Source organism: Singulisphaera chitinilytica (genome assembly GCF_049331405.1).
Classification (GTDB): domain Bacteria; phylum Planctomycetota; class Planctomycetia; order Isosphaerales; family Isosphaeraceae; genus PoT.
Window position 1 is genome coordinate 4,859,435 of the sequence record NZ_CP186274.1, and the last position, 25,941, is coordinate 4,885,375.

A 25,941-nucleotide genomic window follows, 5' to 3' on the forward strand; every position below is an offset into this window, starting at 1 on the left:
TCCCGCTCATTCGATCACACTTTTGGTGCCTGGATTCATTGCACTCTCGTGTCTTTGAGGCCATCGGGCGACATTCGGCCGGAAGCGCTCTCCATGGAGTCACGGCCAGCCATCGCCCGCTATCCGCCCCCTTCGTAAGCTCCCAGATCGATCCCGGAACCCTCCGGCCTCGAGCGACCGAGCACATCGATCGAAGGAGCACCGAGGCTCGTCCCGCGGTCCTGAAAGGCACCATTCGAAGCCGGCCGCCAATCGCCTCGTTCGGCGTCTCGGAAGCCTAAATCCGCCTCGAAACCGTGCCTTTCATGCCCCTCGGCGCGGATTTCGGCGAGCGTGGCATGGACCTTCTTCCCACTCCGCCAACCCCTGCCGCCGAGATAGGCGTTATAGTCGGCAAGTGGCATGGCCTGCTCGGCATTCATGTAATAGCCGCCTGCCCGAATGATGTTATTCGTGATGCGGTTGCCGCTGCCCCAGAGGGAGATTGCCGCGCCCCCGTCCACCAGGATGGTGTTATTCGTGATCCAATTACCGTCGCTATGGATGTCAAGGGCCGGCCCGAATCTTCCCACCACCACGTTATTGCAGAAGCGATGACCACCTAACCCCCAGCCGACGAACGCCGAATAATAATGCTTCGGGCGTTCCGTCAGTCCTTGCTTGAGGTCTCCCGGGCTGGTGAAAGGCTCGGGATCGGTGATGATGTTCCCTTCGTAATTACCCTGGAGGGCCTCCGGGAACGCATGGATCGCGGCCCCCGTGATGGCCTGAAACCGGCAGGAGCGTACGGACGTCCGGATCCCGCCCGTATAGATCCCGTGCTCGAACTTCGTGAGCCCGATGTGGTGGATACTCAGGTTCCGGAAGGTATTGAATTGCGGAGCTGCCTGAGCGTCGGTGCGGCCGACTTCGAGAATCCCCTGATGGTGGTGGCGGATCTCGGCTTTCTCGATCACGTTATGCGACGATCCGCCTTCGAGCTTGAACCCATCGAGGCCCCACTCGGTGCCGATCCCCGTCCAGTTCGTGTGCTGTGTTGCATGCAGGAGGATGCACGAGTCGTATCCGATCCTCATGACATGCTGATTCGGGTCGCCATCATCATGGAGCCGGGCGAAGAGCCAACGCCCCTCCTGAACACACTCGCCGCGGCGGAGCTTCCCTTTGGCAGGCCGCAACGCGGCGAAGCTCTGCTGATAGTCGGGGCCGTGGAGTTGCCGGGAGTCGTTCCAGACAATGTGCACGGTCCCCCCAGGAACCTCGACGGCATAGATACCATCGCCCTTCGACTGCCAGCCTTTCACGACCTGGCTCCCATCGATGGTGACCGGCCCGCCCTCGGCCGCGAACGAGATGGGTTGGTCCTCCGAACCGCTGCAATTCGAGACGGACCAGCAACGTCGATAGACCCCCGCCTTCACATGGACGACATCGCCGGGCCGAAGCCTGCGGGCGACAGGCTCGACCGATGCCCAGGGGCGCTCGACAGTGCCCGGGCCTGCATCGTCCCCATCCACGGCGATGTGATACGAGGCGGCCCGGGCTTCGTTGACTGATCCCGGGAACAGCGCCATCATCGCAAGAACCAGTGCAGAAACCGCCTGCAACGCGGGTCGGGCCAGTGCCCGTCGATACACGGAACGTACGCGCTCGGCGATGATCTCCTCGGAGAGATCGGCGACGTGCAACCTGCCGTCGCTGCGTTGGCGATCCCGCAGGATCTCGGCGAGCCGCTCGCCGAAGGCTTCGGGATCGCGAGGGACGATGTGGCACCGGCTGACGCCGTCCAATCGCTCCGGTGCATCGCCGCAGGCGGTCGAGACGACCGGCAAGTTGCAGGCGAGGGCCTCCTTCAGAAGATTGCTCGAGCCCTCATGTCGGGATGTCAGCAAAAGCGCATCGGCGGCGCTGAGGATGAGGGGCATCATCCCGGGGTCGGCCCCCATGATGACCTTCAGATCGGCCTCGGGGATATGACGCTGGAGGCTCCGGAACGCTGCGTGAGCCAGCGCCGGATCCTTCACCCACGCCCCCTTGCGATCCACGAAGACGACCGTCGGACGATCAGGCTCCCAGCCCAGGGCCGCTCGTGCCGACTCTTGCGAGACCGGTTGAAAGCGTTCCAACGCGACGCCGTTGGGTATGACCTCGCACTTCGCCCGGCAACGTCGGAGCCAGAGGGTTCGGCGCAACTCTTCCGTCTTGGCAATGCAGCGACGCGCCCCGATCGCGGCGAGTTGCGAGAGGAGGGCCGAGAGCCTCCCGCCCCGGGTCTTGCTCCCTCGCTCGTCGTAGTGCCCCATCAAATCGCTCCCGCAGAACGAGACGATCACGGGACAGGGCGAGAAGAGCACGGCAATCAAGGCCTGGGCCGCGCCGTAATGGACGTGGACGAGGTCGGCCCCGAACCGCTTCACCTCGCGACGAAGGCCACGCCCCCCCGCCAAGAGCCCCGAGATCCGACGCCGATCTCGGAAGTAATAGGTGCCGACTTCATCGGATGTCCCCGATACGGACTCGACCTGACGCGACGCCCACACGGGGGGTGCGTTCGATCCGGCATCAGGGGGTAAAACCATGAGAATTTTCATCGATTATTCGCTGAAGAGGACGACGGCCAGGAGCATGATGGCCCACTGATACTGGTGTCTTCGAGAGAGCCCGGGGTAAGGCCGATCGTCGCAGAAGGCTTCCACGCGAGGCCGGTAGATCTCCTCATGGAAGATGTCGGGGAGGGGGCTATCCTTGCCCAGAAGCTTGATCCGGAGTCTCTCTCGGAAGTCACGATCGACCCAGCGGTCGATCGGAATGCCGAACCCGCGCTTGGGCTTCTCCGCCACCGCCGTCGGCAACTTCCGCCGGGCGATCTCGCGTAAGACGAGCTTGCAGGTCCGCGAGCGGACCTTGAGTCGATGCGGCAGTTGCAGGCCGAAGTCGAATAGGTCCTCGTCGAGCATCGGGACCCTGACCTCGAGCCCTTCTCGCATGCTCGCCATGTCGACCTTGCACAGGAAGTCGTTGGGCAGCACGAGGCGGGTATTCACCTCGGTCGCCAGCGCGGAGAGCCTTTCCAGGCGGTTCGACTTGCGCGGCAGGCTGCGGTTCCACTGCGGCTCGAAATGCCGCACGACGGGCTCGAACCCATTGTCCCGGCAGAGCCGCTTATGCATCTTGTCGGGGATGAAGCAGATCAGGTCGCGGACTATCCCGGAGTCATCGGTGCCGGCGAGTTGGTCGAAGCGTCCCGGCAGCCGCGAGGAGATGAGCCCGAGGCGTGAGAGCGAATTCAAGGTGACCTGGGCCCCGTTCCAGACGGGCGTCGGGAGTTGCTGGAGCCTGGCGATGCGGGCGATCTGCCAGAACAGGTTGTAGCCGCCGAACGCCTCGTCGCCTCCGTCGCCGGAGAGGGCCACGGTGACATACTTCCTCATCAACTTGCAGACGGCGTGGGCGGCGAAGAACGAGGTATCGGCATAGGGCTGGCCGACGTGCCGCAGCAGGCTCGTGACGTGCTCCCAGGTCCCGCTCTCGCCCTCCATCGGTAGGGTCTGATGGGTGCTGCCGATGTGCCGAGCCACTTCGACCGCCGCCCAGGTCTCCTCGAAATCCTTGTCGGGGAACTGGACGTTGAATGTCAGCAGTGGGTCGCGTCCCCGGTGGGCCTGCGCGGCGAGGCTCACGAGCGACGAGTCGATACCGCCGCTCAGCAAGGAGCCGAGGGGTACGTCGCTCTCAAGTTGCTTCTCGACCCCCGTGTCGAGCAACTCGAACGCCCTATCCGCGGCGTCTTCGAGGTTGAGCGACGTGGAAGGCGTCAGCGACCACTGATGATAGGGTCGCGTCGCGAAGGTCGTCTTCTCGCGGCCCCACTGGGCCTCGAGTATCTCGCCAGGGCCAAGCGCCCGGATCCCTTTGTAGAAGGTCTCGGGCGCGGGGATGAAGAAGAGCGAGGAGAAGTCGTAGAGGGCCTGCGGGTCGGGCCGAGTGTCCACATCGGGAAGCCTGCGTAAGGCCCAAAGCTCGCTCGCGAAGGCGATCCCGTGGGAATTCGCCGCGTAGAAGAGGGGCTTGATGCCGAAGCGATCGCGAGCGAGCAAGAGTCGGTTCTCGCGCGTGTCGAAGATCGCGATGGCGAACATGCCTCGGAGCAACTTCACGAACGAAGGGCCGTGTTCCTCATAGAGATGCGGGATGACCTCGGTATCGGAATGCCCCCGGAAATTGTGCCGAGTCTCGAGCTGGCGGCGGAGCGAGCGATGGTTGTAGATCTCGCCATTGAAGGCGGTCCAGATGGTCCCGTCTTCGTTGGACATCGGCTGGGCCCCGGCCTCGGAGAGGTCGAGCACGCTGAGGCGGGTATGGATGAGCGTCGCCGTGGACCCGTGCCAGACACCGTGGGCGTCGGGCCCGCGATGGCGCAGGGAATCAACCATCCGCTCGGCGGTCGCCTCGCGGTCGGTTCGCTCACCGATCCATCCGCCAATTCCGCACATTAGATTTCACCTCGCCAACCGAGGGCCCTGTAAGCGTCGAGGGTCTCCGAAACGAGGCGATCGAGGCTGAATTCGCGCTCCGCCTTGGCCCGAGCGTTAGCCCCCATCCGGGCCCGCAACTCGTGATCGATCACCAGACTGTCGAGGCGGTCGTGGAAGGCCTGGTCGTCGCCGCAGGGGACGACGAACCCCGTGACCCCCTCAGAAACCAGGTCGGGGATGTCTCCGGCGACCATCGCGACGACCGGGCGTCCGCAGGCCATCGCCTCCATCACGGCATTCGGGCAGCCCTCGCTGTCCGAGACGTGAACGAGCAGCGACGCGAGGGAGAGGGCCTCGTGGATCGAACGACTCGAGCCGCTCAAGGTCACGCGTTCCGCGACCCCAAGGTCGCGCGACTCCTGCTCCAATGCAGATCGAAGCGGGCCGTCGCCGATGATCCGGACGTGGCAGTCGCGGCCTCGACGCGTCAGTTCATGCGTGGCTTTGACGAGGCGATCCCATCGCTTGATGGGCACGATCGAGCCGACCCCGACGATCTGCGTCGTGCTCGATGCGGGCGGAGGGCACTCGCGGAAGAGGGCCAGGTCGATGGCGTTGCGAACCACGAAGATTCGCCGAGGCGTGAACCAACCGCCCCACTCCCGGGCCGCATCGGACGCCGCGCGACTGTTGTAGACCTGGGCCCTCGGCCATCGCCCATTCAATTTCCCGAGCGTCGAGCCGTATTTCTTCTTCGCGGTCCGGAAGTCGCTCCGCATCGAACCCACCGCGACGACCCTCGTCCCCAGCGTCGCCACGCGTGCAGCGATATTGATGTAGAACGTGTAGCAATGGAGGACGTCGGGCCGAAGTTTTCGGATCAGCCCGCGCAACGCGATGATCTTCCTCCAGCCCGCGACGCCCGAAGGCAAGGAGTGCAACGGGATGCCGAGCTCTCGCACGCGAACCGCGAAGACGTCGGCGTCGTCGTGGTCCCAGACCACGACTTCGGGCCGATAGCCCTTCTCGCGGAGCGCCTGGAGCATATACGTGAGTTGACGCTGCAACCCGCCGAAGTCCAGTTTGTGAACGAGATACAGCAACCGGCCGCTCACGAGTCTCACCTCGATTCGATGGCGAACAGGCAATCCACGTCAAACCTCACGAAATCCTGGATTCGTCACGTTTGGATATTTCCCACATCTTTTATTTCCAACGTAACGCAATGCAATCATTCTTGTGACGATTCTTCCTCAACGCGACGTCAAAATTAAGGCCTGGCAGCCTAGACGATGCCGGTCATTCGCAGGTCGAATAGGGGCCGGGAAAGTCGAGGGCCGACCCCGACTCGTCGGAGTTCAAAGGGGTCGGTGGTCCCCGAGTTGAGGCCGTTGATGGTGGTCACGGCGCCGAGGAAACCTTCCTCGCGGGCGATCTGCTTCGTCTCGGCGTTGAAATCGGATCGGGAGCCGTTGGGGTAGGCCAGGAGATCGGCCTTACCAAGCCGCTCCATCAGGATTGCTCGCGAATTCCGTAGTTCCTCGGTTTGCGTCCGGCGATTGCAGCGAGCGAGGATCGGATGCGTATGCGTATGCGCCCCGAAATCGACGAGGCCCGTATCGGCCAGCTCCTCGATCTCTTCCCATCCCATCGTGGCCAAGGTGGAATTGTGGGTGATGCGAGGCCAACCGAGAGCCTCGCGCAACTCCTCGAGGGCTTCGAGCCGCTGCTGATTCCCGCACGATTTCAAGCTCTTGCGGATCTCGCGGCAGGCGGATGCACAATCGGCGAGAGACCTCAGGGGCCAGGTAAGACCATTCCAGTCGAACTCCTCGCGATCGGATTGGGTAATCGCATGTTCGAGTTGATCAGGCCACGGCGGCTGATTCGTCCCGACCAGGCTGGTGACCAGGAAGATCGTCGAGGGGAGCCCGTGATGCTGCAGGATCGGGAAGGCCGTCGTCATCACGTTGCGGAAGCCATCGTCGAACGTGATGCAGGCGGTGTTCGGCGGGAGCGGCGAGCCGCTTCGGATCCGGCTCATCACTTCGTTCAGGGGCAAGACCCGATATTCGTCGGTGATGAACGAGATCTGGCTCTCGAATTCGTGCACAGGGACCTGGCACCAGTTCGAGACGGGCAGGCTCACTTCGGCGACTCCATGATACATCAGAATAGCGATCGAATTCCGCCGCGCATGCCGCAACGCGTGCACACCTCCCGGGAGGTGGCAGACCCCCGTAAGTACCCTTCGCATCAGGCCGCCTCGAACGAAACTCACGGACCCAGTCATATGGACCTCGTTGATTGCTCTCAATCGACCGCGGGGCTGGACGACATCGTCCTCGGCTCCTGTTGGACTCGCGAGTTCGATGACCCTGCCGGGGATTCACGCCGATTCGCGAACGGGCTGCGTCGATCGGTCAGGGCCCAGCTCGTGTCGATACCTTCCTGGCGAGGCGACGGAGCGAAGTCGAGTTTGGGCTTGCCGGCTCGCAAGGCCCACTGCGCCCCGACGAGGATGCCAACCCCCAGCGAGAAGTCCTTGTCGTAGAGGTTGTGCTTCACCAGCAGGACCAGGAAGAGTGTCGTCGCCAGGCCTCTGAGGCAGAGCGTCAATGGCTCATCCGCACGGACTCGCGGCACGCATCGGTACACCTGCCAGACGACGAACATGAGGGCCAGGAGCGCGATGATTCCCCAGTAAATCGTGATTTGAAAATAACAATTATGGGCGCCCGTCACCCCGTGCCTGAGGTTGAAGGTCGTCCCCAACCCCCAGCTATTCCAGAATCGGCCCGATCCGACCCCGGCTATGAAGTACTCGGGGAGGTATTCCAGGGCCGCCGTGTAGACCCGCGCACGGCCTTCGACCTTTCCATCGACGGCCTCCGTGGAATACGTGAACCGCGAATAGACCGACGACGGAACGACGACCCACATGGCCAATCCCAGCAACCCGGCGAGGATGAGCCCGCGTGTCATCTGGGCACGATGGCCGATCAGCACCGAGAAGAGCGAGACGGACGCGATGATCATGCCACTCCGCGAGAGCGGGAGGAATGCGGCGAAGAGGCCCAGCATAGAAACGGCCGCATATCCCAGGCGTCCTCCCCTGCCCGACGTCAATGCCATGGCGAATGCCACGGTGGCCCCTTGCGACGCGATGAACGCCAAGGCGTTGAGATTGATCTTCACAGGGGCGTCGCCGAAGGCCTCTTCGCGGAGGACGCTCGCCTCCTCGAAGTCGCTCGCATCGCCGCCGCTGATGGCTCCATAGGACGACCCGATGATCATCAACGAGAGCCAGACTCCAGCGATCGGATAGCCGAGCAAGCTCGACTTGAGCAATCGACGATCGGCGCAGCAGGCCGCGACGACGACCGCCCCGATGGTCATCTGGGCAATCCTCGCCAGTTCGATGTAGCTCGCCTCCTGATGCATCGATTCGATGAGGATCCCCAGCGCGATGAGCCCATACATCGACAGAAACACAGGGTGGAAGGCCAAGCTCATCAGCGTGCCGCGGAACGCCACCAGTGCGTAAACGCCCAGGAGTCCGAAGTAGAAGAAGAGCAGGCCGAACCCGCCGATCGAGGGGACCTGCTGCTCGAGAGGCAGGATTGAGACCAGGACGAGCATCAACGCCTTCCCGATCGCCACGATATACCGGTGCGATTCGCGCGGCTCCGCGACGATCTCGGGCGTGAATGAGCTGTTCCGTGATTTTAGAGTCGAAGACAGCATGCGATCCCTACCACGAAGTCCTGGAATCAACCCTCTCGACATCCCCGGCAGACGACCGACTCTCGAACGGCTCAAACCGCCACGGTGACCGCGGCATCCTCCATCACCCAGTTATTCAGCCTGGCGGCGTGGATGGAACTGTCCCTCGACCGCGCCTCGCGCAGGGCTCCTTCGACCAATGATGCGGCCAGCGCTTCGTCGGTAGCGACCTTCCGGATTCCCGCCGCGAGGGCCTCGGGCGAATCCTCGTCGACGACGTACCCCCAGCCTCGATCCCGAGCCGAACGAGCGTGGTGCGAGTCGCCCGGCGCGAAGACGACGATGGGACGCCCGGAGACGAGGTACTCCAGGAGCTTGGTGGAGAAGACCGTCCGCACCTCGTCGGCCGACCCATCCTTGAACGACAGGGGAGCCACCAGCACATGGGCCTCCGACTGGAGGCGCTGAACCTCGCTCCGAGTGACGTATCGGGCTTGCAACCTGCTCGAACGGATCCCTATCTCCGCCAGGGCCGCCTCGTTCGAGGCCGTGCAGAAGAGGAGGTCGTAATCCGGCGGCAACAACTCCGACGACCGGGCCAGGACCCTGAGGGCATCCTCATTCATCGGCTTGCTGACCGATCCGACGAAGAGGACCGTCGGCTTTTCCATCTTCGGCGCCCGCATCCCTTTCGGGGCGGACGTCAGGTCGCGGGCCCGGATGCAATGCGGAAGCAGCTCGGTGCGGATCTTGTACTTGCGCTCGTAATGCTCCTGCATGGCCTCGGTCATGCAGAGGACGCGCGTCGCCCCTTTGAGGACGAACGGCTCCCACTTCGCGGCGAAGTCGCCGCGCCGGGTGCCCGGGACGCGGTTCTCTTGCCACAAGTCGTGCATATGAGCATAAAACGGCAGTCGCAACTTCCGGGCGGCCCGGTATGAGGCGACCAGATAATCCTCATAGGGGAAGACACCGAAGACGGCCTGCGCCTTCGAGCGTCGGACCGCGTTGAGGATCGACCCCTGAATGCCCCGGCACATCAGCCCCGGTCTACGGCGGAATAATCCGTCGTAGACCGGGGCCAGGACGCGGGGCAGCCGCAGGTAATGCGTGGGGCAAGGCGGCGTGAACGAGGCCTCCGTCGGGGAATCCTTGGTGTAGCCCGCGATCGCCCGAAGTTCCCCCGGGTAGTCGGAGAAGAGGTTCGAGAGCAGGATCGGGCTCCCCTGCACCTGGGGCGGCCAACTGCGAGAGACGACCGTCAGCATCGGCATCGCGGCTTGACTCCGCCTTGGTTCGGGCTTGTCGAAACGTGGACGACCCGCCGGACTCCCCGTGGAGTGTAACTTGCTCATGCGAGCAAACCTCGGCTCGAGAGCTCGTGCCAGGCGCTATCGACCCCGTCTTCCGCCGCGCCTTGCTGCGTCTGGACCCAGGAGATGAGTTCGGGCACGTTCTCTCGGAAGGGCCTGGCCGGCTCGTAGCCGAGGAGCCGACGTGCCTTGGAGATGTCGGCGAAGCAGTGGCGGATGTCCCCCTTGCGATACTTGCCCAGGATCTCCGGCTCGATGTCCTTGCCCATGGCGTTCGCGAGGGTCGTGGCGAGGTTCGTGATCGTGGTGACCTCCCCCGAGCCGATGTTGATCGCCTCGCCGGGGGCCGGATTCTCGGCCGCCAGCACGACCGCCGACGCGATGTCCTCGACGTGCACGAAGTCGCGACGCTGGCGTCCATCCTCGAAGATCAATGGTTGCTTATCATTGAGGAGGCGGGCACAGAAGATCGCGGCGACACCCGTATAAGGATTCGAGAGGGCCTGACGCGCACCATAGACATTGAAGAAGCGGAGCGCCGTCGCCGGGATGCCATAGGCTCCGCCTATGCAGAGACACATTTCTTCCTGGTCACGCTTATTGATGGCATAGAGCGAGATCGGACGGAGCGACTTCTCTTCGTCGGTCGGGACGGGCGTGAGGACGTGGCCGTCGAGGTCGCGAACTTCCCAGTCGCCGGCGGCGAGTTGCTCTTCGGGGCGGACCGGGGGATCGACGAGGCGGCCGTCGGAGCGGGCGTATCGTCCTTCGCCGTAGGATGAGATCGACGAGGCCACCACGAAGCTCTTCAACTCCATCTTCCGCTCGACGATCGTCTGGAGCAGCACGGCCGTGCCCATGACGTTCGCCTGGCAGTATCGCGTGATCTCGTACATCGACTGGCCGACGCCGACCAGAGAGGCCAGGTGGATCACCGAGTCGATGCCATCGAGGGCTCGCGAGACGACCTCGGGATCCTGCAACTCACCGACGATCAGCTCCACGTCGGGATCGAGATAGGCCGGCCGCCGACGTTGCGGGCCGTGGACCTGCGGGACGAGCGCGTCGACGACGCGGACGGTATGGCCGCGCCTCAGGAGGATGTCGACCGTGTGAGACCCAATGAAGCCCGCGCCTCCGGTTACCAGCAGCCTCATCGCTGTTCGCCTTTCTCAAGTGGTGATCATCGACCTCGAGCCGAGCTCGACGAAACCTGCGGCCTCGGGACCAACACGCGAAGATGTTGACGCGCGTTGCCGACCTGGCATGGAAGCGGACGACGCTTCCGTCATGCGTAGGTCACGTCGTTCGCCTTCCTCTGGATGACCGACGAGTCGATCCACTCGCAGAGCAGATGTCCGATCAAAACATGGGCTTCATGGATACGCATTGTGGCGTCCGAGGGGACGACGAGGCACAGGTCGCACGCGGCGACGAGGTCGCCACCGCCCCCGCCGGCCAGGCCGACGGTCAACGCCCCGAGCCGCCGCGCCCTGCGGACCGCCGAGAGGATGCTCGGGCTCTGGCCGGAGATCGAGAGGCCGACGACCACGTCGTTCGGCTGGCAGAACGCCTCGATCTGGCGCTCGAAGACTCGCTCGAATCCATACTCATTCGAGAATGCCGCCATCGACGAGGAGTCGACCGTGAGGGCAATCGACGCCAGGCCGAGCCGCTCCCTGCGGAACCGGGCCTCCAGGGTCGAGGCGAGGTGCTGGCTGTCGGCCGCGCTCCCGCCATGTCCCATCCAGAGGATCTTGCCTCCTTCGTCCAGGCGGTCCGTCATGCGTTCCGCCACCTCTCTGATCCCCGAGGCCAGGGGGCGGAGTGAGGCGATCACTTCCTGATGCTCGAGGATGGCCTCCGCAATATCGATCAAGGACGTCACCTCCGGGGAATTCCCCAAATTCGGAAGTACCGGGATTTCTATCGTCTTTCATCGCAGGCCGCACTCAGGACGAGAACGGCAAAGGTGCAGAGCGACTCATCACGGGATGCTTCGATGTCACGACCTCGGGTTTCTCCAGGTCACGACCGATCTCGAGGGCGCCGACCTCGCTGCCATCTTTCATCCCCATGAGGATGTTGTTGATCAGCGAAAGTGGCGGCTCCCTGGAAGGGTCCGACGGCGTCGCTACGGCCTCGGCCGCGTCGGATCGCTTCGGCTGGTACTCCGGCACGATCTCCTGGAGGAGGGCCACCAGCTCGTCGTGACGCGTCTCCGCGCTCCGGGAGAGTTCCTTGAGCCGGAGTCGAAGCCAGTCGAGCGAGCACTGACGATGTTGCGCCTTGAAGATCTTGGGGTGAGGCGTGGGGAGCCGCCGCTCTCGCGGGTCGTAGAGTTCTTCGTAGAGCTTCTCGCCCGGACGAAGCCCCGTGTAGACGATCTCGATCTCGCGATAATCCTGGAACCCGGAGAGCCGGATCAGGTCCTGCGCGAGGTCGGCCACCTTGATCGGCTGCCCCATGTCCAGCACGAAGATCTCGCCGCCGGAGCCGAGCGTCCCGGCCTGGAGGACGAGCTGGGTGGCCTCGGGGATCGTCATGAAGTAACGCGTCACATCGGGATGTGTGACAGTGACAGGACCACCCCTTCGGATCTGCTCCTTGAAGACGGGGACCACGCTGCCGTTGGAGCCGAGCACGTTGCCGAACCGGACCGTCACGAGTCGCGTATCCACCTTGTCGGAGAGCGCCTGGACGTACATCTCGGCGACGCGCTTGCAAACCCCCATGACGCTCGACGGGTTGACCGCCTTATCGGTCGAGATCATGACCAGGGCTTCCGCCCCGGCGGCCACGGCTTCGTCGACCAGCGTGCAGGACCCGATGATGTTGTTCTTGATCGCCTCGCCGACGTTCATCTCCATCATGGGGACGTGCTTATGGGCGGCGGCGTGGAAGACGACCTCGGGCTTATCCTTCTCAAAGATCGCGCGGAGGCGTCGGGCGTCGGTGATGCTCGCGACCCTGGCGACGATCTCGGTCGAGTCCGCTCTCTCGCGTAGCTCACGCTCGATCGCGAACATGCCGTTCTCGGAGTGGTCGAGCAGGATCAGACGCTTCGGCTGAAAGTTGAGCGACTGCCGGCAGAGCTCCGACCCGATGCTCCCCGCCGCGCCGGTCACCAGCACGACCCGATCTCGCAGGAACCGGCCGATCGCCTCGGTGTCGAGCGTCACCGGCTCCCGGCAGAGGAGGTCTTCGATGTCGACGTCGCGCGGCTGGACCGTGAGCGATCCGGTCAACAGCGCGTCGAGACTGGGCACGACCTGGACCTTGACGCCGACCTCGTTGCAGTCGGAGACGAGCGTCCGCATCACCTCAACCGGGACGGAAGGGGTCGCGATGAGGACCAGGTCGATCCGCTTGCGAGAGGCGAAACGTCCAATCTCGTCGGGACGCCCGAGGACCCTCACCCCCGCCACGACCCTTCCCTTCATGCTGGCGTTGGGGTCGAGCAGGCCGAGCACTCGCATCCCCAGCCCCGGCCGGCTCTGCAACTCGCGGACGAGGGCGACCCCCACTTCCGACGAGCCCACCACGAGGGTACGCCGATGGTCCTGCGACTTGAGCATGGGGTAATAGTATTCGCGGAGCAGTCGCGTGCTCCCACGGATCGCGCCGAAGAGGAGGAGCGTCGTCGCCCAGTCGAGCAGGATGATCGACCTCGGGATCCCCGTCGAGCCCGTCGTGATCCAGGCCTGGTTGATCAGGAAGATCACCAGCGAGCTCAGCGTGGCGGCCTCGGCGAGCTTGACGATGTCGGCGAACGTCGCGTAACGCCACCAGCCTCGATGGCTCCCCATCGCCATGAAGATCGCGAGCTTGGTCGCGAGGACCAGCGGGACCGTCCTCAACGCAAGTCGGCCCTGGAACGCCGGTATGTCTCCGTCAAATCGGAGGAGATACGCAATCTGATAGAAGCATACGAAGGCAACGACGTGCCCTATGAGGATGATCCATTGCCGATATTTCGTGATTCGATGAAAGGCTTGCGACCCTCGGACCGCGCTTAAACAGAGCGGTAAGATCATGGACGAGTGAAGAGCTGCGGGACGCTTAACAGTCGGCGGACTGTATTGTCTCATGGCGGTTCAGTCCTCACGTGGTGCAAGCATACGGTTCCTCTCCACGCGGCACGGGCGGGGATCGGCTCGATGGCGCAGGGCCGTACGAGACCGGCGGGCCTCGGCAACGGCGGCCGTGGCCCTCCCCTCCCTTCGAGCGGGAGATGAACGAGGGGCGAGACGTGGACGTCACACGGTCCCCGCCATCACCTGGGACTTGCCCCTTCAGCAGTAGTCAACCGATTGAGCTTCGCACTACCCAGTGTGGAACGTGGTACGCACGGCTGATTCGCGTCGACCGGGTCGATCCGTCCTGAGCCGACTTCGCCTTCAATCCTCGAAGGCTCGAGCGATATATCTTCAACGCCGCTCGCGAATGACTCACGCCGGATGACCCTCGCCCGCATGCACGACTATGCGGACGGGGACCACTCCGCGGAGCTTGAGACGCTACAACAAGCCAGTTACAACAACCAAACCCGTCGAGTGATATTCGGTGTCGAGGCTATTGCCACAGGATATTAGACCAAGAGTCGACCGACCCGAATCGCACTCTCCGGGCCCTCAAGACCAACTTCGATCGCCGACGGCACTGTCGGCCAAGCAACAACCCACAAGCCTCAACACAACCTACACACATCGAATTCATCCGAACAAGACCCAACTCCCACGGAAGAGCACAATCCGCAAATTTTTGTCGGCTTCCGGGTCCCATTCATCGCCTTAAATCTTCGAAATTATCTGGAATTCATCGTCCATGAATTCGAATCATTCTCTTCGAATCCAGTTTCGAAGACGTGTTATCTCGAAGTTTTATCGCCGAGAGCACGACTACCCACGAGCGCGGACCCTTCCCGAAGGAACTCATGGCCGAGCCATCTCCGTTCAGCGATATCGCAACCTGGGCAATGATTTAGGGAGTGCGTTCCGATCCAACCAGGGGAGACCCATCCCCTTAGGAGTGGCATTCGTCGGGGGGAGCGAGCCACACGCAGTCCGAACAACACAGCGATGATTGTGGATACAGCGTATATTGGTGGGGGATCGCCTGTCAAGGATCACTCGACGGCGGGGAGAATCACCAGCATGGCAGCAGTAATGCGATCCAGCCGGCAAATAGTGACACAAAAAATTTCGAATGTGAGAAATCCTTCGATCCGACATTCCTCGTGTTAGGCTTGGTCGGACGGCTACTTTCCACTCCGACCGGTCGTGCGGCGGAGAACGAAGGGCGGGGCGAATCGAAACGAATCGGGTGTCACCGATCGCGTGGCCGGCTGTAGTGTGCTTGAATCGACGGCTTTGTCGAATCAATTCAACTCGAATTCCCTATAAGTTTTTTGAGAATCACTAATGTGTTGCTTGACATTCGAATGAGGAGCACTTAGCTTCTCTTCAGGTCGTGCGATTTCTCTGCCTAACCGCTAAGAACATCTTTCAAGCCTCTTAAGCCATCGTCGCCGCCAATCCTCCCTGGCCGCGTGCGTGAGCGAATCCCTACGTCTTCAGTTCGCCTTGGATCGCCGCCTCAACTCGAAGGATGAGTGGGCCGGCAAGGCGCCTCGACCCCATGCGATCCTGCGACGGCCGGCCGTGCATTAAGTCCATTCCGAGGCATCCGAAGGTAACAACGAGACCATGTTACACAGCGGAAGAGAACTCGCCCTCGTCACCGGGGGCGCCGGCTTCATCGGCTCCCACCTCGTCGAGGCCCTACTGGCCGAGGGGCTCCGGGTTCGCGTCGCGGACAACTTGAGCACGGGCCGACGTTCCAACCTCCAGGGGATGGAAGGCGCGATCGAGTGGTTCGAGCTGGACCTCTCCAACTTCGAGAATTGCCGCAAGGTCGCGGAAGGGGTGGACTTCGTCTTCCATCAGGCGGCGATCCCGAGTGTACCCCGCTCCGTCAAGGAACCGCTGACCTCGCACGAGAATGGGCCGACGACGACTCTCAACGTGCTCGAAGCCTCGCGACAGGCCGGTGTCCGCCGGGTCATGTTCGCCGCGTCCAGCAGTGCCTATGGCGAGACGGAAGAACTCCCCAAGCACGAAGGTATGCCACCCAATCCGCTGAGCCCTTACGCCGCCGGTAAGCTCGCCGGCGAGCACTACGTTCGCGTCTACGCAAAATCGATGGGCCTTGACGGCGTAAGCCTGCGTTACTTCAACATCTTCGGCCCTCGTCAGGACCCCTCGAGCCCTTATAGCGGGGTGATCTCGCAATTCTCCAAGGGGATGGCGGAAGGTCGACGCCCCTCGATCTACGGGGACGGCCAGCAGACCCGCGACTTCACCTTCGTCGCCAACGCGGTCGCCGCGAACCTCCTGGCGATGCGGGCGCCGCATCCGCTCAAGGGCGAGGTCTACAACGTCGGGGGCGGCGAGCGCATCAGCCTGCTCGACCTGGTCGCCTCGATCAACGCGATCCTCGGGACCGACCTGGAACCCACGTTCCTGCCGCCGAGGGCCGGGGACATCCGCGACTCGCTCGCGAGCCTGACTCGCATCAAGGCCGCGATCGGTTATGAGCCGGTCGTCAACTTCGAGGAAGGCCTGTCGCGGACCGTCCAGAGCCAGGCCTCCGTCGCGACGGTCGGCTGACACGCATTGATATCAAAGGGAAGCACCGCGGGCCGTGACCGGAATCTCAAACCAAGGTGGAGGGCAAGACCGCCAACTCGTGTTCGCCGCCGAGAGCCTGGGAACCAGGACCGCGGCCGGCGAGAACCTCCCGGAGATCGCCCGGGAGTGCCGTCGATACTCGGGCCGGGACTCGATCCACGCCCGAATCAGTCTCCCAACTTCGGATGCCAACTGATTTCAAGCGACCACGGTGGAGATCGTCGCGGGGTCTCGGAGGCCTGGGGCCCGCCAACGGTCTCGCGGATGTCGGATCTCGTCCGGGAAGGAACCTCAGGAACCCAAAGAGCCAAGAGAGCGACCTCCATCGCCCGCCGGAATCCAAGGAGCGCCTTGCGCATGCTCATACCAATCCGTCGAAAAATCGCCTGGCTATTGCCACTCGTGGTGGTCGGCCTGGGCCTGAGCGAAGCCCGGGCGCAATCGCCCACGAACCGTCGCACTCGGGATGCGAGCTACCTGAATTTCCTCCTCGGCGCGCAGGAAGAGGCGATCCTCGCCAACCTCACCGCGCGAGCGACGACGATCCAGCAGCAGCTCACGCGACTCTCGCTGTTGACCCCGAAGACCCCGCGAATCGACGCCCAGGAGCGGAGACTCGAAGCCGCCGCGCAGCGGACGGCCTTCCTCCTCCAGAATCCGCCGCTGCCGCCGCTGTATCGCGTGCTGAACAACCGGCTGCAGGCGATCCAGGCGTCGTTGGTCTTGCTCGACAACCGCCTGAATCAGCTCCTCTCTCTGGTCCCCAGGAACCCCGTGCAGGCCCAGCGGATCCAGCGCCTGGAGCAGCAATTGGCGGCGAGACGAAGCATCCTCCAGCTCAATGAGCAGTTCTATGCCGCGGCCATCGCAGGCCGAGGGCCAGCCACCCCGGCGCGTTGACGCGTCGGAACGACGGCTCCCCTAACGCAACCCAGAGGCCTTGAGCGCCCTCTACGTTCCTTCGGGAACATCGAGGGCTCGCGAACGGCCCGACGGATCGTCGCCCTCGATCCAGGCGGGGTCTCGCTGTTGTCATCCCTGCGACGTTGCCAAGGGTGTCAGGCATCCCGGTTGTGCAAGGGACCAACAGGTTCACGGACCCCGACCTATCCTCGGGAACGCCCACGCTCCGATGGCTCCACATGACTACACAAACCAACATCGATAGACAGGCCAGATCTCGGCTCCTGGACCAGGCGTCGGAGGCGGTGATGCTGGCGATGGCCTGCCTCACCCCCTGGGCGTTCGGTTCCGTCGACGGGTGGGCGATGCTCGGCATCCTCCTCGGGACAATCGCGCTGGCGCTCCTGGGGTTGGTGCGAGGATGGGGTGAGGCCGGGACTCGCGGAGCCGCGACGTGCCTGCCCAGCCTGGCCCTGCTCGGCCTGATCGCCTTGGCGCTCATCCAGTCGAGGTCCTTTCCCGAGCGGCTCCTGGCCCGGATCAGCCCGCAGGCGGCCGGTCTGCGTACGAGCCTGTTCCCGAAGGCGCTCGAGGTCGTGGCCGGCTCCTCCCTGCCCGCGGCCAGGGGCGCCGAATCGACGCTGAGCCTCGTGCCCGAGGAGACCATCAACACCTGCCTCGCACTGACGGCGGCCTGGATCCTATTTCAGTCGGTGCTCAACCTGGGAGGAGGCCTGGCCTCGTTCCGGAGGTTCGCCACGGCCATCGCGATCAACGCCGCGTTTCTCGCCTTCTTCGCCTTGATCCAGTCGCTGAGCTGGAACGGCAAGATCTACTGGATCCGCCCGTCGTCGCAACCATTCGGGCCCTGGTACTCGGGGGGGCCATTCGTCTGCCATAACCACCTCGCCGCCTACCTCAATCTCGGCCTCGGGCTCTGCATCGGGTCGTTGCTCGCCGCGGGGCGCGAGCCCAGGCGGACACGCGCCGGCGGCTCTTGGCTCTGGTATTCGTACGCGATGACCTTGATCGTCGTCGGGCTGCTCAGTTCGCACTCGCGAGGCGGCTTTGTCTCGGCGGTCGTGGCTTCGCTCGTGGTGCTGGTCCTCTGGCGTCCCAGGGTTTCTCGACCCCAGGTGGGCCTGCTCGTCTTCCTGGCCATGGCCCCGATGCTGATGATGGCCGTCGGCAGCCTCTCGCCGTTCCAGCGACTCGGCACGATCCTCGGCCGAGACGCCTTCGCACCCAGGCTGAAGATCTGGGGGCAATCGCTCTCGGTCTGGCGGGATTATCCCGCGGTGGGGACGGGGCTCGGCTCATTTCCGTTCGCCGTCGCATCCTACGGGAAGGTCGATCGAGGCGTCTTCTACGGGCATGCCGAGAATGAGTATCTCGAACTCCTCGTGGAAACCGGCATCATCGGGCTAGGCATCGGCATCGCCGCCATCGCGGCAACCCTGAGGCTCGCCGGGCGAGCCTTTACGAGCACCCGCATCGCGAGCGATCGCCTGATCGTGCTCGGCGGCTTGTGGAGCCTCTTCGCCTTGCTTGTCCAATGCATGAGCGACTTCTGCCTCCACATCCCCGGCGTGGCGGTCACGGCGCTCATGCTGATCGGCCACCTCTGCCGCCTCGGCCTCAGGGCTCGGCAAACTTCGGAGGTCGCGGGCGCGGATGCGCAGGTGGTCGGACCACGCCTCGCGGGACGCGCGGTCCTGCTCGCATCGGCCGTCGCCGCGGTCGCGATCCTCATCCCGACCTTCCGGCTCGCTCGTGCCGAAATCCTCCTCTCGAGGGGGAACGTCCCCTTGCCTGGGTCATCGGTACCGACGATCCAGCCCACGAGCCTGCCGCTGGAACAACTCGAGGCGATGGAGCGTGCGCTGAAGGCCGCGTTGGCCGTCCGCCCGAACTGGGCCGAGGGGCACCTCCGGCTCGGCCTGACGCGACTCGATCTCTATCGCACGATCACCGATCAAGCCATCGGCGACCAGGTGCCCGATGCCGACCGTAGGGCGCTGCTGTCGGACCCGTTCTGGCTCTACCGCCTCGCTCACGCGGGAAAGGTCGGCGACGAGATCGAGGTTGACTCGTTCCTCGAGCAGGAGCCAATCCGCCGCTTCATCCTCCCGGCGGCCACTGATTTCCTCGAGGCCAGGCGATGCGCACCGACGCTCGCACTGTCACACGCCGGGCTCGCGACCGTCGATTACTTGCTCGAAGGTAGAGAGCCCACCAGCGTCTACCTCGAGAGGGCGGCGAGGCTGGCAGGCGCCGACACGCGATCTCTCCAGTACGTCGCCAACCTCTCCGCGATGGCGGGCGATTTCAAGCTCGCGGCCTCCTGCTGGAAACGAGTGCTCGAAGGGTTCGTGGTCGACTGGACCGAGGTGGCCGATTCCGCGACGACGGTCCTGACGCCGGAGCAGATCCTTCGGGACGTCATCCCGCCGCGCGGCCGCTATCCGCTCTGGTTCGCCGACCGACTCTACCAGGGCATCGCGTCGCGCGAGCCTCGCGAACTCTTCCTCCGCGAGGCGTTGGTGCGCCTGCCCGACGAAACGGACTTATCCGAAACAGAGAAACTCCATGAAGAGTACTTGATTCGTTGCCGGCTCGGGGAGATTGCAAGAGCCCGCGAGATCGCGAGCGAGATGCTCGAACGGGAGCCGCTCCAGACGCGATGGCGCGTGGAATATATCGATAGGCTTTGCGATTGGGGGCTGTTCAAGGCCGCTCGCGAGCAGGCGTTGGTCGGGCTCCAGATCGATCCCGAATTCCCCGAACTCAAGCACAGGCTCGACATCATCGCGGACAACCTAGCTCGCAACGGGCAGTCGCGGTCGCCTTTCATCAGGATCCCCTGACGTCGTAGACAGGGGTGCGATCGGTTATTCCCGAACCTCGAGATTTCCCCCGGGCAACGTTGCCTGAACACTTTTTGAGTTGTGTCCTCTTGAGATATCTGCGCGAAGCCAAATGACGCTTCGGGCGAGCAGAAACCTCGAAACGCGCAGGCTCGGCGTCCGGGCTGCGGGCGATTCATCGCGATCGCTCCCGCGGCTTTCGGCAACGGATAACGCCCGATCCGGGCTCGTCCCGCTCACCGTGCCTCGTCGGCAGCCTTGATGCGATAGCTACCGGTCTAGAAAGGAACGACGCATGAATTGGTCCGGGTTGAGTGTGCTGGTGACTGGGGGCACGGGCTCCTTCGGTAAGAAGTTCACGGAGACCATGCTCCGCGACCATAAGCCGAGGCGGTTGATCATCTTCAGCCGGGATGAGCTCAAGCAGCATGAAATGCGGACGTCGGGCTATGATCACGAAAGCCTCCGCTATTTCATCGGTGACGTCCGGGACGTCGATCGCCTGCGAAGGGCGATGCAAGGGGTCGACGTCGTCGTCCACGCGGCGGCGATGAAGCAGGTCCCCGCCTGCGAGTTCAACCCGATCGAGGCCGTGAGGACGAACGTCGACGGCTCGCGCAACATCATCGACGCCGCGCTCGATTGCGGCGTGAGCAAGGTCCTCGCCATCAGCACCGATAAGGCCGTCAGCCCGGCCAACCTCTATGGCGCCACCAAGCTCGTGGCCGAGAAGTTGTTCGTCCAGGCGAACTCCTATCGAGGAAACGGACCCTCGCGTTTCAGTTGCGTCCGCTACGGCAACGTGGTCGGCAGCCGAGGCAGCGTCATCCCGCTCTTCGTCGAACAGCGCAAGAATGGCCGCGTGACGATCACCGACCCGCGCATGACCCGGTTCTGGCTGACGCTGGACAAGGGGGTCAAGTTCGTCATCCGCTGCATCGAGGAGATGCAAGGCGGCGAGGTCTTCATCCCCAAGATCCCCAGCACGAACATCATGGAGCTGGTCAAGGCCGTCGCGAGCGACTGCCAGGTCGACGAGATCGGCATCCGCCCCGGCGAGAAGTTGCACGAAGTCCTCATCTCGTCCGATGAGTCGCGACACACGATCGAGCTTGAAGACATGTACGTCCTCCAGGCCGCTTATGCCTCGTGGAGCCAACTCGCTTCGAAGGGCCGCCCCCTGCCCGACGGCTTCTGCTACAGCAGCGACAACAATGCCCAGTCGCTCAAGGTCAACGAGTTGCGGGCCCTGGCCGAGGAGGGGCATTGAACTCCCAACGCGAGCGACTCGCCGCGCAAGGCGGGACTCCCGTCCGGCGGACCCTGCTCCCCTACGGCAAGCAGACCGTCGACGACGACGACATCGCGGCGGTCGTCGACGTGCTCCGTTCCGACTGGCTGACGACCGGCCCCGCCGTCGAGGAATTCGAGCGGGCTCTGGCGAAGGCCGTCGGAACGATCGAGGCGGTCGCCATCAGCAACGGGACCGCCGCCTTGCATGCGGCGCTCTATGCCCTCGGAGTCGGCCCCGGCGATGAGGTCATCGTGCCGGCGATGACCTTCGCCGCCACGGCGAACGCCGCGGTGTTCCTGGGGGCAACCCCGGTCTTCGCCGACGTCGACCCCGACACGCTCCTGATCGACCCCGAGCAGGTCACGGCCAGGATCACCCCGAAGACGAAGGCCGTCATCGCCGTCGACTACGCCGGGCAGCCCTGCGACTACAATGCCCTCCGCGAGGTGACATCCCCGCGAGGGCTCCGGCTGGTGGACGACGCCTGCCACGCCATCGGAGGGAGTGATCGAGGCCGACGCGTCGGATCACTGGCCGACCTGAACACCTTCAGTTTCCATCCGGTCAAGCATATTACGACAGGAGAAGGCGGCGCGATCACCACCGATGACTCGGAACTGGCCCGGCGGATGCGGCTCTTCCGCAACCACGGCATCACGACCGATCATCGTCAGCGCGAGAAGCAGGGGCGTTGGTCCTACGAGATGGTCGATCTCGGCTTCAACTACCGCCTGAGCGACATCCAGTGCGCCCTCGGCATGAGTCAGCTTCGCAAGCTCCCGGACTGGATCGCCAGGCGGCAGGAAATCGCCCGTCAATATGACGAGGCCTTCCGTGCGATGCCCGGCGTCAACCCCCTGGAGCGGCGAGAGGACGTCTCGCACGCGTACCACATCTACGTGGTTCGGTTCGACCCGAATTTCCTGAATACCGATCGGGGGACACTCTTCAGCGCCCTTCGGGCCGAAGGGATCGGCGTCAACGTCCATTACATTCCGGTGCATCTGCATCCGTTCTATCGCGAGCGGTTCGGGACGAGACCGGGCCTCTGCCCCGTCGCCGAGGCGGCGTACGAGCAGGTCCTCTCGTTGCCGATCTTCCCCGCGATGAGCGATCGCGATGTCGAAGACGTCATCGTCGCCGTGGACAAGGTCGTCGGAGCCTACGCCTCATGAAGGTTGTCGCCATCGTCCAAGCCCGGCTCGGGAGTACCCGACTCCCGCGCAAGGTCCTGCAAGACCTCGACGGCGAGCCGATGCTCGCGCGGGTCCTGAATCGACTGCAACGCGCCCGGTTGGTCGATCAGGTCGTCGTGGCGACCACCACCGAAGCCAGGGACAGTCCCCTGGTGGAGTGGTGCGAGTCGTCGGGCTGGCCGGTCTTCCAGGGCAGCGAGACCGACGTCCTCGATCGCTACCTCGGCGCGGCGAAGGCATTCAACGCCGACGTCGTCGTGCGGATCACCTCGGACTGCCCCCTGATCGACCCCGGCGTCGTGGACCTCGTCGTCAAGGCGCTGTTGATCCGGCAGCCGCCCCTGGACTACGTGAGTAACATCCTCACGCGAACATACCCTCGCGGTTTGGATACCGAGGCCTTCCGTCACGCGGCGCTTGAAAGTGCCTGGATCGAGGACCAGGACGTGTCATCGCGCGAGCACGTCACGCCCTATCTCTATCGCAAGCCCGGCCGATTCCGACTCGGCGGGGTCGAGAACGAGAAGGACGTGTCGCACCTCCGCTGGACCGTCGACACGGCCGAGGACCTCGAGTTGATCCGCCGGATCTACGAGACCTTCGGCCATGACGAGATGTCCTGGCGTGAAGTCCTCGACCTGATCGAGCGGAACCCGGAGTGGTCGGAGATCAATCGCCACATCGAGCAAAAGGTCATCTGAATGAGCAGCCGAGATGCCACGCTCCTGATCCGGACGGACGCCGGGCCGGCGATCGGGTTCGGCCATGCGATGCGTTGCCTCGCACTGGCCCAGGCCTGGCAGGACCAAGGCGGGCGCGTCGTCTTCGCCATGTCCGCGAGCGTGCCATCCTTCGAAGACCGACTCCAGCGCGAGGGGATCACCTTCCGGCAGATCCTCGCCGATCCGGGAAGCGAACAGGATGCGGCTTCGACTTTGACCCTCGCCGAAGGTGCTTCGGCCATCGTGCTCGATGGTTATCACTTCACGGACTCGTTTCAACAAACCATCAAACGAGGAGGGATACCGCTTCTGGCTATCGATGATGATGGCCATACGTCTCATCGTCATGCCGACATCGTCCTGAATCAAAACATCTCGGCGCATGAGATCAGCTATCGTTCCGGGCCGATGTTCCTCCTCGGGACACGATACGCAATGCTGCGTCGCGAATTCCGAGAGGCTACCTGGATCGATCGCGACTTCAGCAAGTCGGCCTCGAAGATCCTGGTCACGCTCGGCGGCGGCGACCCTGGCCTCGTGCTCTCGAACGTCATTCAGGCATTGTGCCGTCTCCATGTCCGAGACGTGAAGATTCGCCTCATCGCAGGGCCGGCTTCAGGACGACTCGAAAGCCTTCGTCAGGGCCGGGAAGTCCTGGGATCGCGACTTGAGATCCTTGGCGCTGTTGAGGACATGCCTGCTGAAATAGCCTGGGCCGATATTGCCTTGACGGCCGCCGGAAGCACCTGCTGGGAACTCGCATTCATGGGGTTGCCCGCCCTCACGATCGTGCTGGCGGAGAACCAACGAGGGATCGCTCGAGGGATGGACGCCGCCGGAGCGACGCGGAACCTCGGCTGGCATCAGGATCTCTCGGCCTCGACGTTGACCGAGGGATTGGAGGCGCTGATCGAGGATCACATAGCTCGCCGGAGCATGTCGGAGCGGGGCAGGACGATCGTGGACGGGCGTGGGGCGGAACGGGTCTGCCGTCAAATCAAAACCCTCGTGGCGGAACATGCAAGTTCTCCTACTCTGCAATAACCGCGTCGGCTGGCAGGTGACAGACTGGCTCCGCCGTCGCGGCGAGGAGTTGATGCGCGTCGTGGTCCACCATCCAGGACGCCGCAAGTTCGGGCCAGAGATCCTCGAGGCATCCGACCTCAACGAGTCTCGGGTCTACGACGGCTCGCGCCTCGATGAGGCGAGCGGCCTCGCCGAGATCCGGAAACTAGGGGACGACACCGCCGTATCGGCCCTCTTCGGTTACATCCTGCGGGAGGCATTCCTCCGCCTCTTCCCCACCGTCTGCGTCAACATCCACTCATCGCACCTCCCTTACAACCGCGGGACGTATCTGAACGTCTGGAGCATCGTGGAGGGGGCGCCCTTCGAGTTCTTCCAGAAAGCTTGGCCCTCGATTCGGAACGGAGCTTGCCAGCGAGTCCCCCAATCGCCCGACGCCGAAACGTGCCACACGGTCGAGGATCTCACGCAGACCGATGAGATCAACCTCGATCGCGAGTACATGGGCCGAGAGCTCATCGACATCCTTCGCGCCCGCACGTTCCCGCCCAACGCTGGAGCCTATTTCAGCAGGACGGACGTAATGTCGACATGCGGTTGAGCCTGTCCTACGAACCCGACGCACAAACGCCGAAACGGAGCGAAGCATGATCCCTCAACATTACATCCGGATCGGAGACCGGCGGATCGGGCGAGGATATCCCACGTTCGTCATCGCCGAACTCTCGGCCAACCATAACCACGACATCGAGCAGGCGATCGCGATCATCCGCGCAGCGAAAGACGCGGGTGCCGACGCGATCAAGATCCAGACATATACGCCCGACACCCTGACGATCGACTGCGACCGTGAGTGGTTCAGGATCGGTGGAGGGACCCTCTGGGAAGGGCGGAACCTCTACGAGCTCTACGGCGAAGCCTACACGCCCTGGGAGTGGCAGCCGAAGCTGATGGAGGTGAGCCGCTCGCTCGGCATGGAATTCTTCTCGACCCCGTTCGACGCAACGGCCGTCGATTTCCTCGAAAAGATGGGGATGACCTTCTACAAGGTCGCCTCGTTCGAGATTGTCGACCTCCCACTCCTCCGGCTCGTCGCGAAGACGGGTAAGCCCGTCATCATGTCAACCGGCATGGCCTCGCTCGCCGAGATCGACGAGGCGGTCCGGACACTACGCGACGAAGGGTGTCGAGAGCTGGCCCTGCTCCAGTGCACCAGTGCCTACCCTGCACCGCCCGAGGAAATGAACCTCAAAACGATCCCCCATCTGGCCGACGCGTTCGGGGTCCCGACCGGGCTGTCCGACCATACGCTCGGCATCGCCGTGCCGGTGGCGGCCGTGGCCCTCGGAGCCTGCATCGTCGAGAAGCATATGACGATCTCTCGCAAGACCCCCGGTCCCGACTCGGCCTTCTCGCTCGAGCCCGACGAGTTCAAGGCAATGGTCGATTCCATCAGGACCGCGGAGAGCGCCCTGGGGAATGTCCACTACGGCGTCGGGGCCCGCGAAGCCAAGAGCCGGGTCTTCCGGCGCTCGCTCTTCATCGTCCAGGACATCCAGGCCGGCGAGCCCTTCTCCGAGGCGAACGTCCGCTCGATCCGCCCGGGCTATGGCCTGCACACCCGCCATCTCGGCGAAGTCCTCGGCCGACGGGCGAGCCAGGATATTCAACGCGGGACCCCACTCTCGTGGCAGCATGTCGCGGGCAGTTGAACGATCACGAAGCCT

The 25,941-nt window shown here is 63.7% G+C and carries 18 protein-coding genes; 9 read left to right on the top strand and 9 right to left on the bottom strand.

Features of this window, described 5'->3' with window-relative positions; translation table 11 throughout:
* Positions 1-119: 119 nt before the first annotated feature.
* From ACOYYX_RS19335 to ACOYYX_RS19375, 9 genes are all read right to left on the bottom strand, one after another.
* Positions 120-2,540 carry a glycosyltransferase gene (locus ACOYYX_RS19335; RefSeq protein WP_422931548.1) on the bottom strand — a complete coding sequence of 807 codons (2,421 nt, stop codon included), beginning with the start codon at positions 2,538-2,540 and terminating at the stop codon, positions 120-122.
* 54 nt (positions 2,541-2,594) lie between these two features.
* Positions 2,595-4,493 (bottom strand): asparagine synthase (glutamine-hydrolyzing), encoded by a 1,899-nt coding sequence (asnB, locus tag ACOYYX_RS19340; RefSeq protein ID WP_422931549.1) that lies wholly within the window; start codon positions 4,491-4,493, stop codon positions 2,595-2,597.
* Positions 4,493-5,590 carry a glycosyltransferase gene (locus ACOYYX_RS19345; RefSeq protein WP_422931550.1) on the bottom strand — a complete coding sequence of 366 codons (1,098 nt, stop codon included), beginning with the start codon at positions 5,588-5,590 and terminating at the stop codon, positions 4,493-4,495. The genes asnB and ACOYYX_RS19345 overlap by 1 nt, the downstream gene beginning before the upstream one ends.
* Before the next feature lie 170 nt (positions 5,591-5,760).
* Positions 5,761-6,624, bottom strand: coding sequence for a polysaccharide deacetylase family protein (locus tag ACOYYX_RS19350; protein WP_422931551.1), 864 nt, complete (start codon positions 6,622-6,624; stop codon positions 5,761-5,763).
* A 164-nt stretch (positions 6,625-6,788) separates the two neighbouring features.
* The gene (locus ACOYYX_RS19355) at positions 6,789-8,222 is read right to left on the bottom strand and encodes an O-antigen ligase family protein (protein ID WP_422931552.1); all 1,434 of its coding nucleotides are present in this window, start codon (positions 8,220-8,222) and stop codon (positions 6,789-6,791) included.
* 71 nt (positions 8,223-8,293) lie between these two features.
* Positions 8,294-9,475, bottom strand: coding sequence for a glycosyltransferase (locus tag ACOYYX_RS19360; protein WP_422931553.1), 1,182 nt, complete (start codon positions 9,473-9,475; stop codon positions 8,294-8,296).
* 77 nt (positions 9,476-9,552) lie between these two features.
* On the bottom strand, positions 9,553-10,671 hold the full coding sequence (locus ACOYYX_RS19365) for an NAD-dependent epimerase/dehydratase family protein (protein ID WP_422931554.1): 1,119 nt from the start codon (positions 10,669-10,671) through the stop codon (positions 9,553-9,555).
* Positions 10,672-10,802: 131 nt separating this feature from the next.
* Complete coding sequence (locus tag ACOYYX_RS19370; RefSeq protein ID WP_422931555.1) at positions 10,803-11,393, bottom strand: SIS domain-containing protein; 591 nt, start codon at positions 11,391-11,393, stop codon at positions 10,803-10,805.
* Between the two features lie 73 nt (positions 11,394-11,466).
* Complete coding sequence (locus tag ACOYYX_RS19375; protein WP_422931556.1) at positions 11,467-13,374, bottom strand: polysaccharide biosynthesis protein; 1,908 nt, start codon at positions 13,372-13,374, stop codon at positions 11,467-11,469.
* A 1,848-nt stretch (positions 13,375-15,222) separates the two neighbouring features.
* Between ACOYYX_RS19375 and ACOYYX_RS19380 the strand changes: the two genes are divergently transcribed.
* The 9 genes from ACOYYX_RS19380 (at position 15,223) to pseI (ending at position 25,926) form a co-directional block, all read left to right on the top strand.
* Positions 15,223-16,185: an SDR family oxidoreductase gene (locus tag ACOYYX_RS19380; RefSeq protein WP_422931557.1), complete on the top strand. Its 963-nt coding sequence runs from the start codon at positions 15,223-15,225 to the stop codon at positions 16,183-16,185.
* A gap of 378 nt (positions 16,186-16,563) precedes the next feature.
* Positions 16,564-17,106 (top strand): hypothetical protein, encoded by a 543-nt coding sequence (locus ACOYYX_RS19385; protein ID WP_422931558.1) that lies wholly within the window; start codon positions 16,564-16,566, stop codon positions 17,104-17,106.
* Between the two features lie 242 nt (positions 17,107-17,348).
* A complete protein-coding gene (locus ACOYYX_RS19390; RefSeq protein ID WP_422931559.1) occupies positions 17,349-19,976 on the top strand; it encodes an O-antigen ligase family protein in 2,628 nt (875 codons plus the stop codon).
* A 295-nt stretch (positions 19,977-20,271) separates the two neighbouring features.
* Entirely contained in the window at positions 20,272-21,246 is a 975-nt protein-coding gene (gene pseB / locus ACOYYX_RS19395; protein ID WP_422931560.1) for a UDP-N-acetylglucosamine 4,6-dehydratase (inverting), read from the top strand.
* Positions 21,243-22,445, top strand: coding sequence for a UDP-4-amino-4,6-dideoxy-N-acetyl-beta-L-altrosamine transaminase (gene pseC, locus ACOYYX_RS19400; RefSeq protein ID WP_422931561.1), 1,203 nt, complete (start codon positions 21,243-21,245; stop codon positions 22,443-22,445). Before pseB ends, pseC begins: the two co-directional genes overlap by 4 nt.
* Positions 22,442-23,167 (top strand): cytidylyltransferase domain-containing protein, encoded by a 726-nt coding sequence (locus tag ACOYYX_RS19405; protein WP_422931562.1) that lies wholly within the window; start codon positions 22,442-22,444, stop codon positions 23,165-23,167. The genes pseC and ACOYYX_RS19405 overlap by 4 nt, the downstream gene beginning before the upstream one ends.
* Positions 23,168-24,232 (top strand): UDP-2,4-diacetamido-2,4,6-trideoxy-beta-L-altropyranose hydrolase, encoded by a 1,065-nt coding sequence (gene pseG, locus ACOYYX_RS19410; RefSeq protein WP_422931563.1) that lies wholly within the window; start codon positions 23,168-23,170, stop codon positions 24,230-24,232.
* A complete protein-coding gene (locus ACOYYX_RS19415) occupies positions 24,207-24,815 on the top strand; it encodes a formyltransferase family protein (RefSeq protein ID WP_422931564.1) in 609 nt (202 codons plus the stop codon). The genes pseG and ACOYYX_RS19415 overlap by 26 nt, the downstream gene beginning before the upstream one ends.
* Before the next feature lie 46 nt (positions 24,816-24,861).
* A complete protein-coding gene (gene pseI, locus ACOYYX_RS19420; RefSeq protein ID WP_422931565.1) occupies positions 24,862-25,926 on the top strand; it encodes a pseudaminic acid synthase in 1,065 nt (354 codons plus the stop codon).
* Positions 25,927-25,941 lie beyond the last annotated feature (15 nt).

Coding starts and splice junctions, on each gene's coding strand:
- ACOYYX_RS19405 (WP_422931562.1), top strand. CDS start 22,442: ATGAAGGTTGTCGCCATCGTCCAAGCCCGGCTCGGGAGTACCCGACTC.
- ACOYYX_RS19380 (WP_422931557.1), top strand. CDS start 15,223: ATGTTACACAGCGGAAGAGAACTCGCCCTCGTCACCGGGGGCGCCGGC.
- ACOYYX_RS19365 (WP_422931554.1), bottom strand. CDS start 10,671: ATGAGGCTGCTGGTAACCGGAGGCGCGGGCTTCATTGGGTCTCACACG.
- ACOYYX_RS19415 (WP_422931564.1), top strand. CDS start 24,207: ATGCAAGTTCTCCTACTCTGCAATAACCGCGTCGGCTGGCAGGTGACA.
- pseB (WP_422931560.1), top strand. CDS start 20,272: ATGAATTGGTCCGGGTTGAGTGTGCTGGTGACTGGGGGCACGGGCTCC.
- ACOYYX_RS19385 (WP_422931558.1), top strand. CDS start 16,564: ATGCTCATACCAATCCGTCGAAAAATCGCCTGGCTATTGCCACTCGTG.
- ACOYYX_RS19355 (WP_422931552.1), bottom strand. CDS start 8,222: ATGCTGTCTTCGACTCTAAAATCACGGAACAGCTCATTCACGCCCGAG.
- ACOYYX_RS19390 (WP_422931559.1), top strand. CDS start 17,349: ATGACTACACAAACCAACATCGATAGACAGGCCAGATCTCGGCTCCTG.
- ACOYYX_RS19360 (WP_422931553.1), bottom strand. CDS start 9,475: ATGCCGATGCTGACGGTCGTCTCTCGCAGTTGGCCGCCCCAGGTGCAG.
- asnB (WP_422931549.1), bottom strand. CDS start 4,493: ATGTGCGGAATTGGCGGATGGATCGGTGAGCGAACCGACCGCGAGGCG.
- pseG (WP_422931563.1), top strand. CDS start 23,168: ATGAGCAGCCGAGATGCCACGCTCCTGATCCGGACGGACGCCGGGCCG.
- pseI (WP_422931565.1), top strand. CDS start 24,862: ATGATCCCTCAACATTACATCCGGATCGGAGACCGGCGGATCGGGCGA.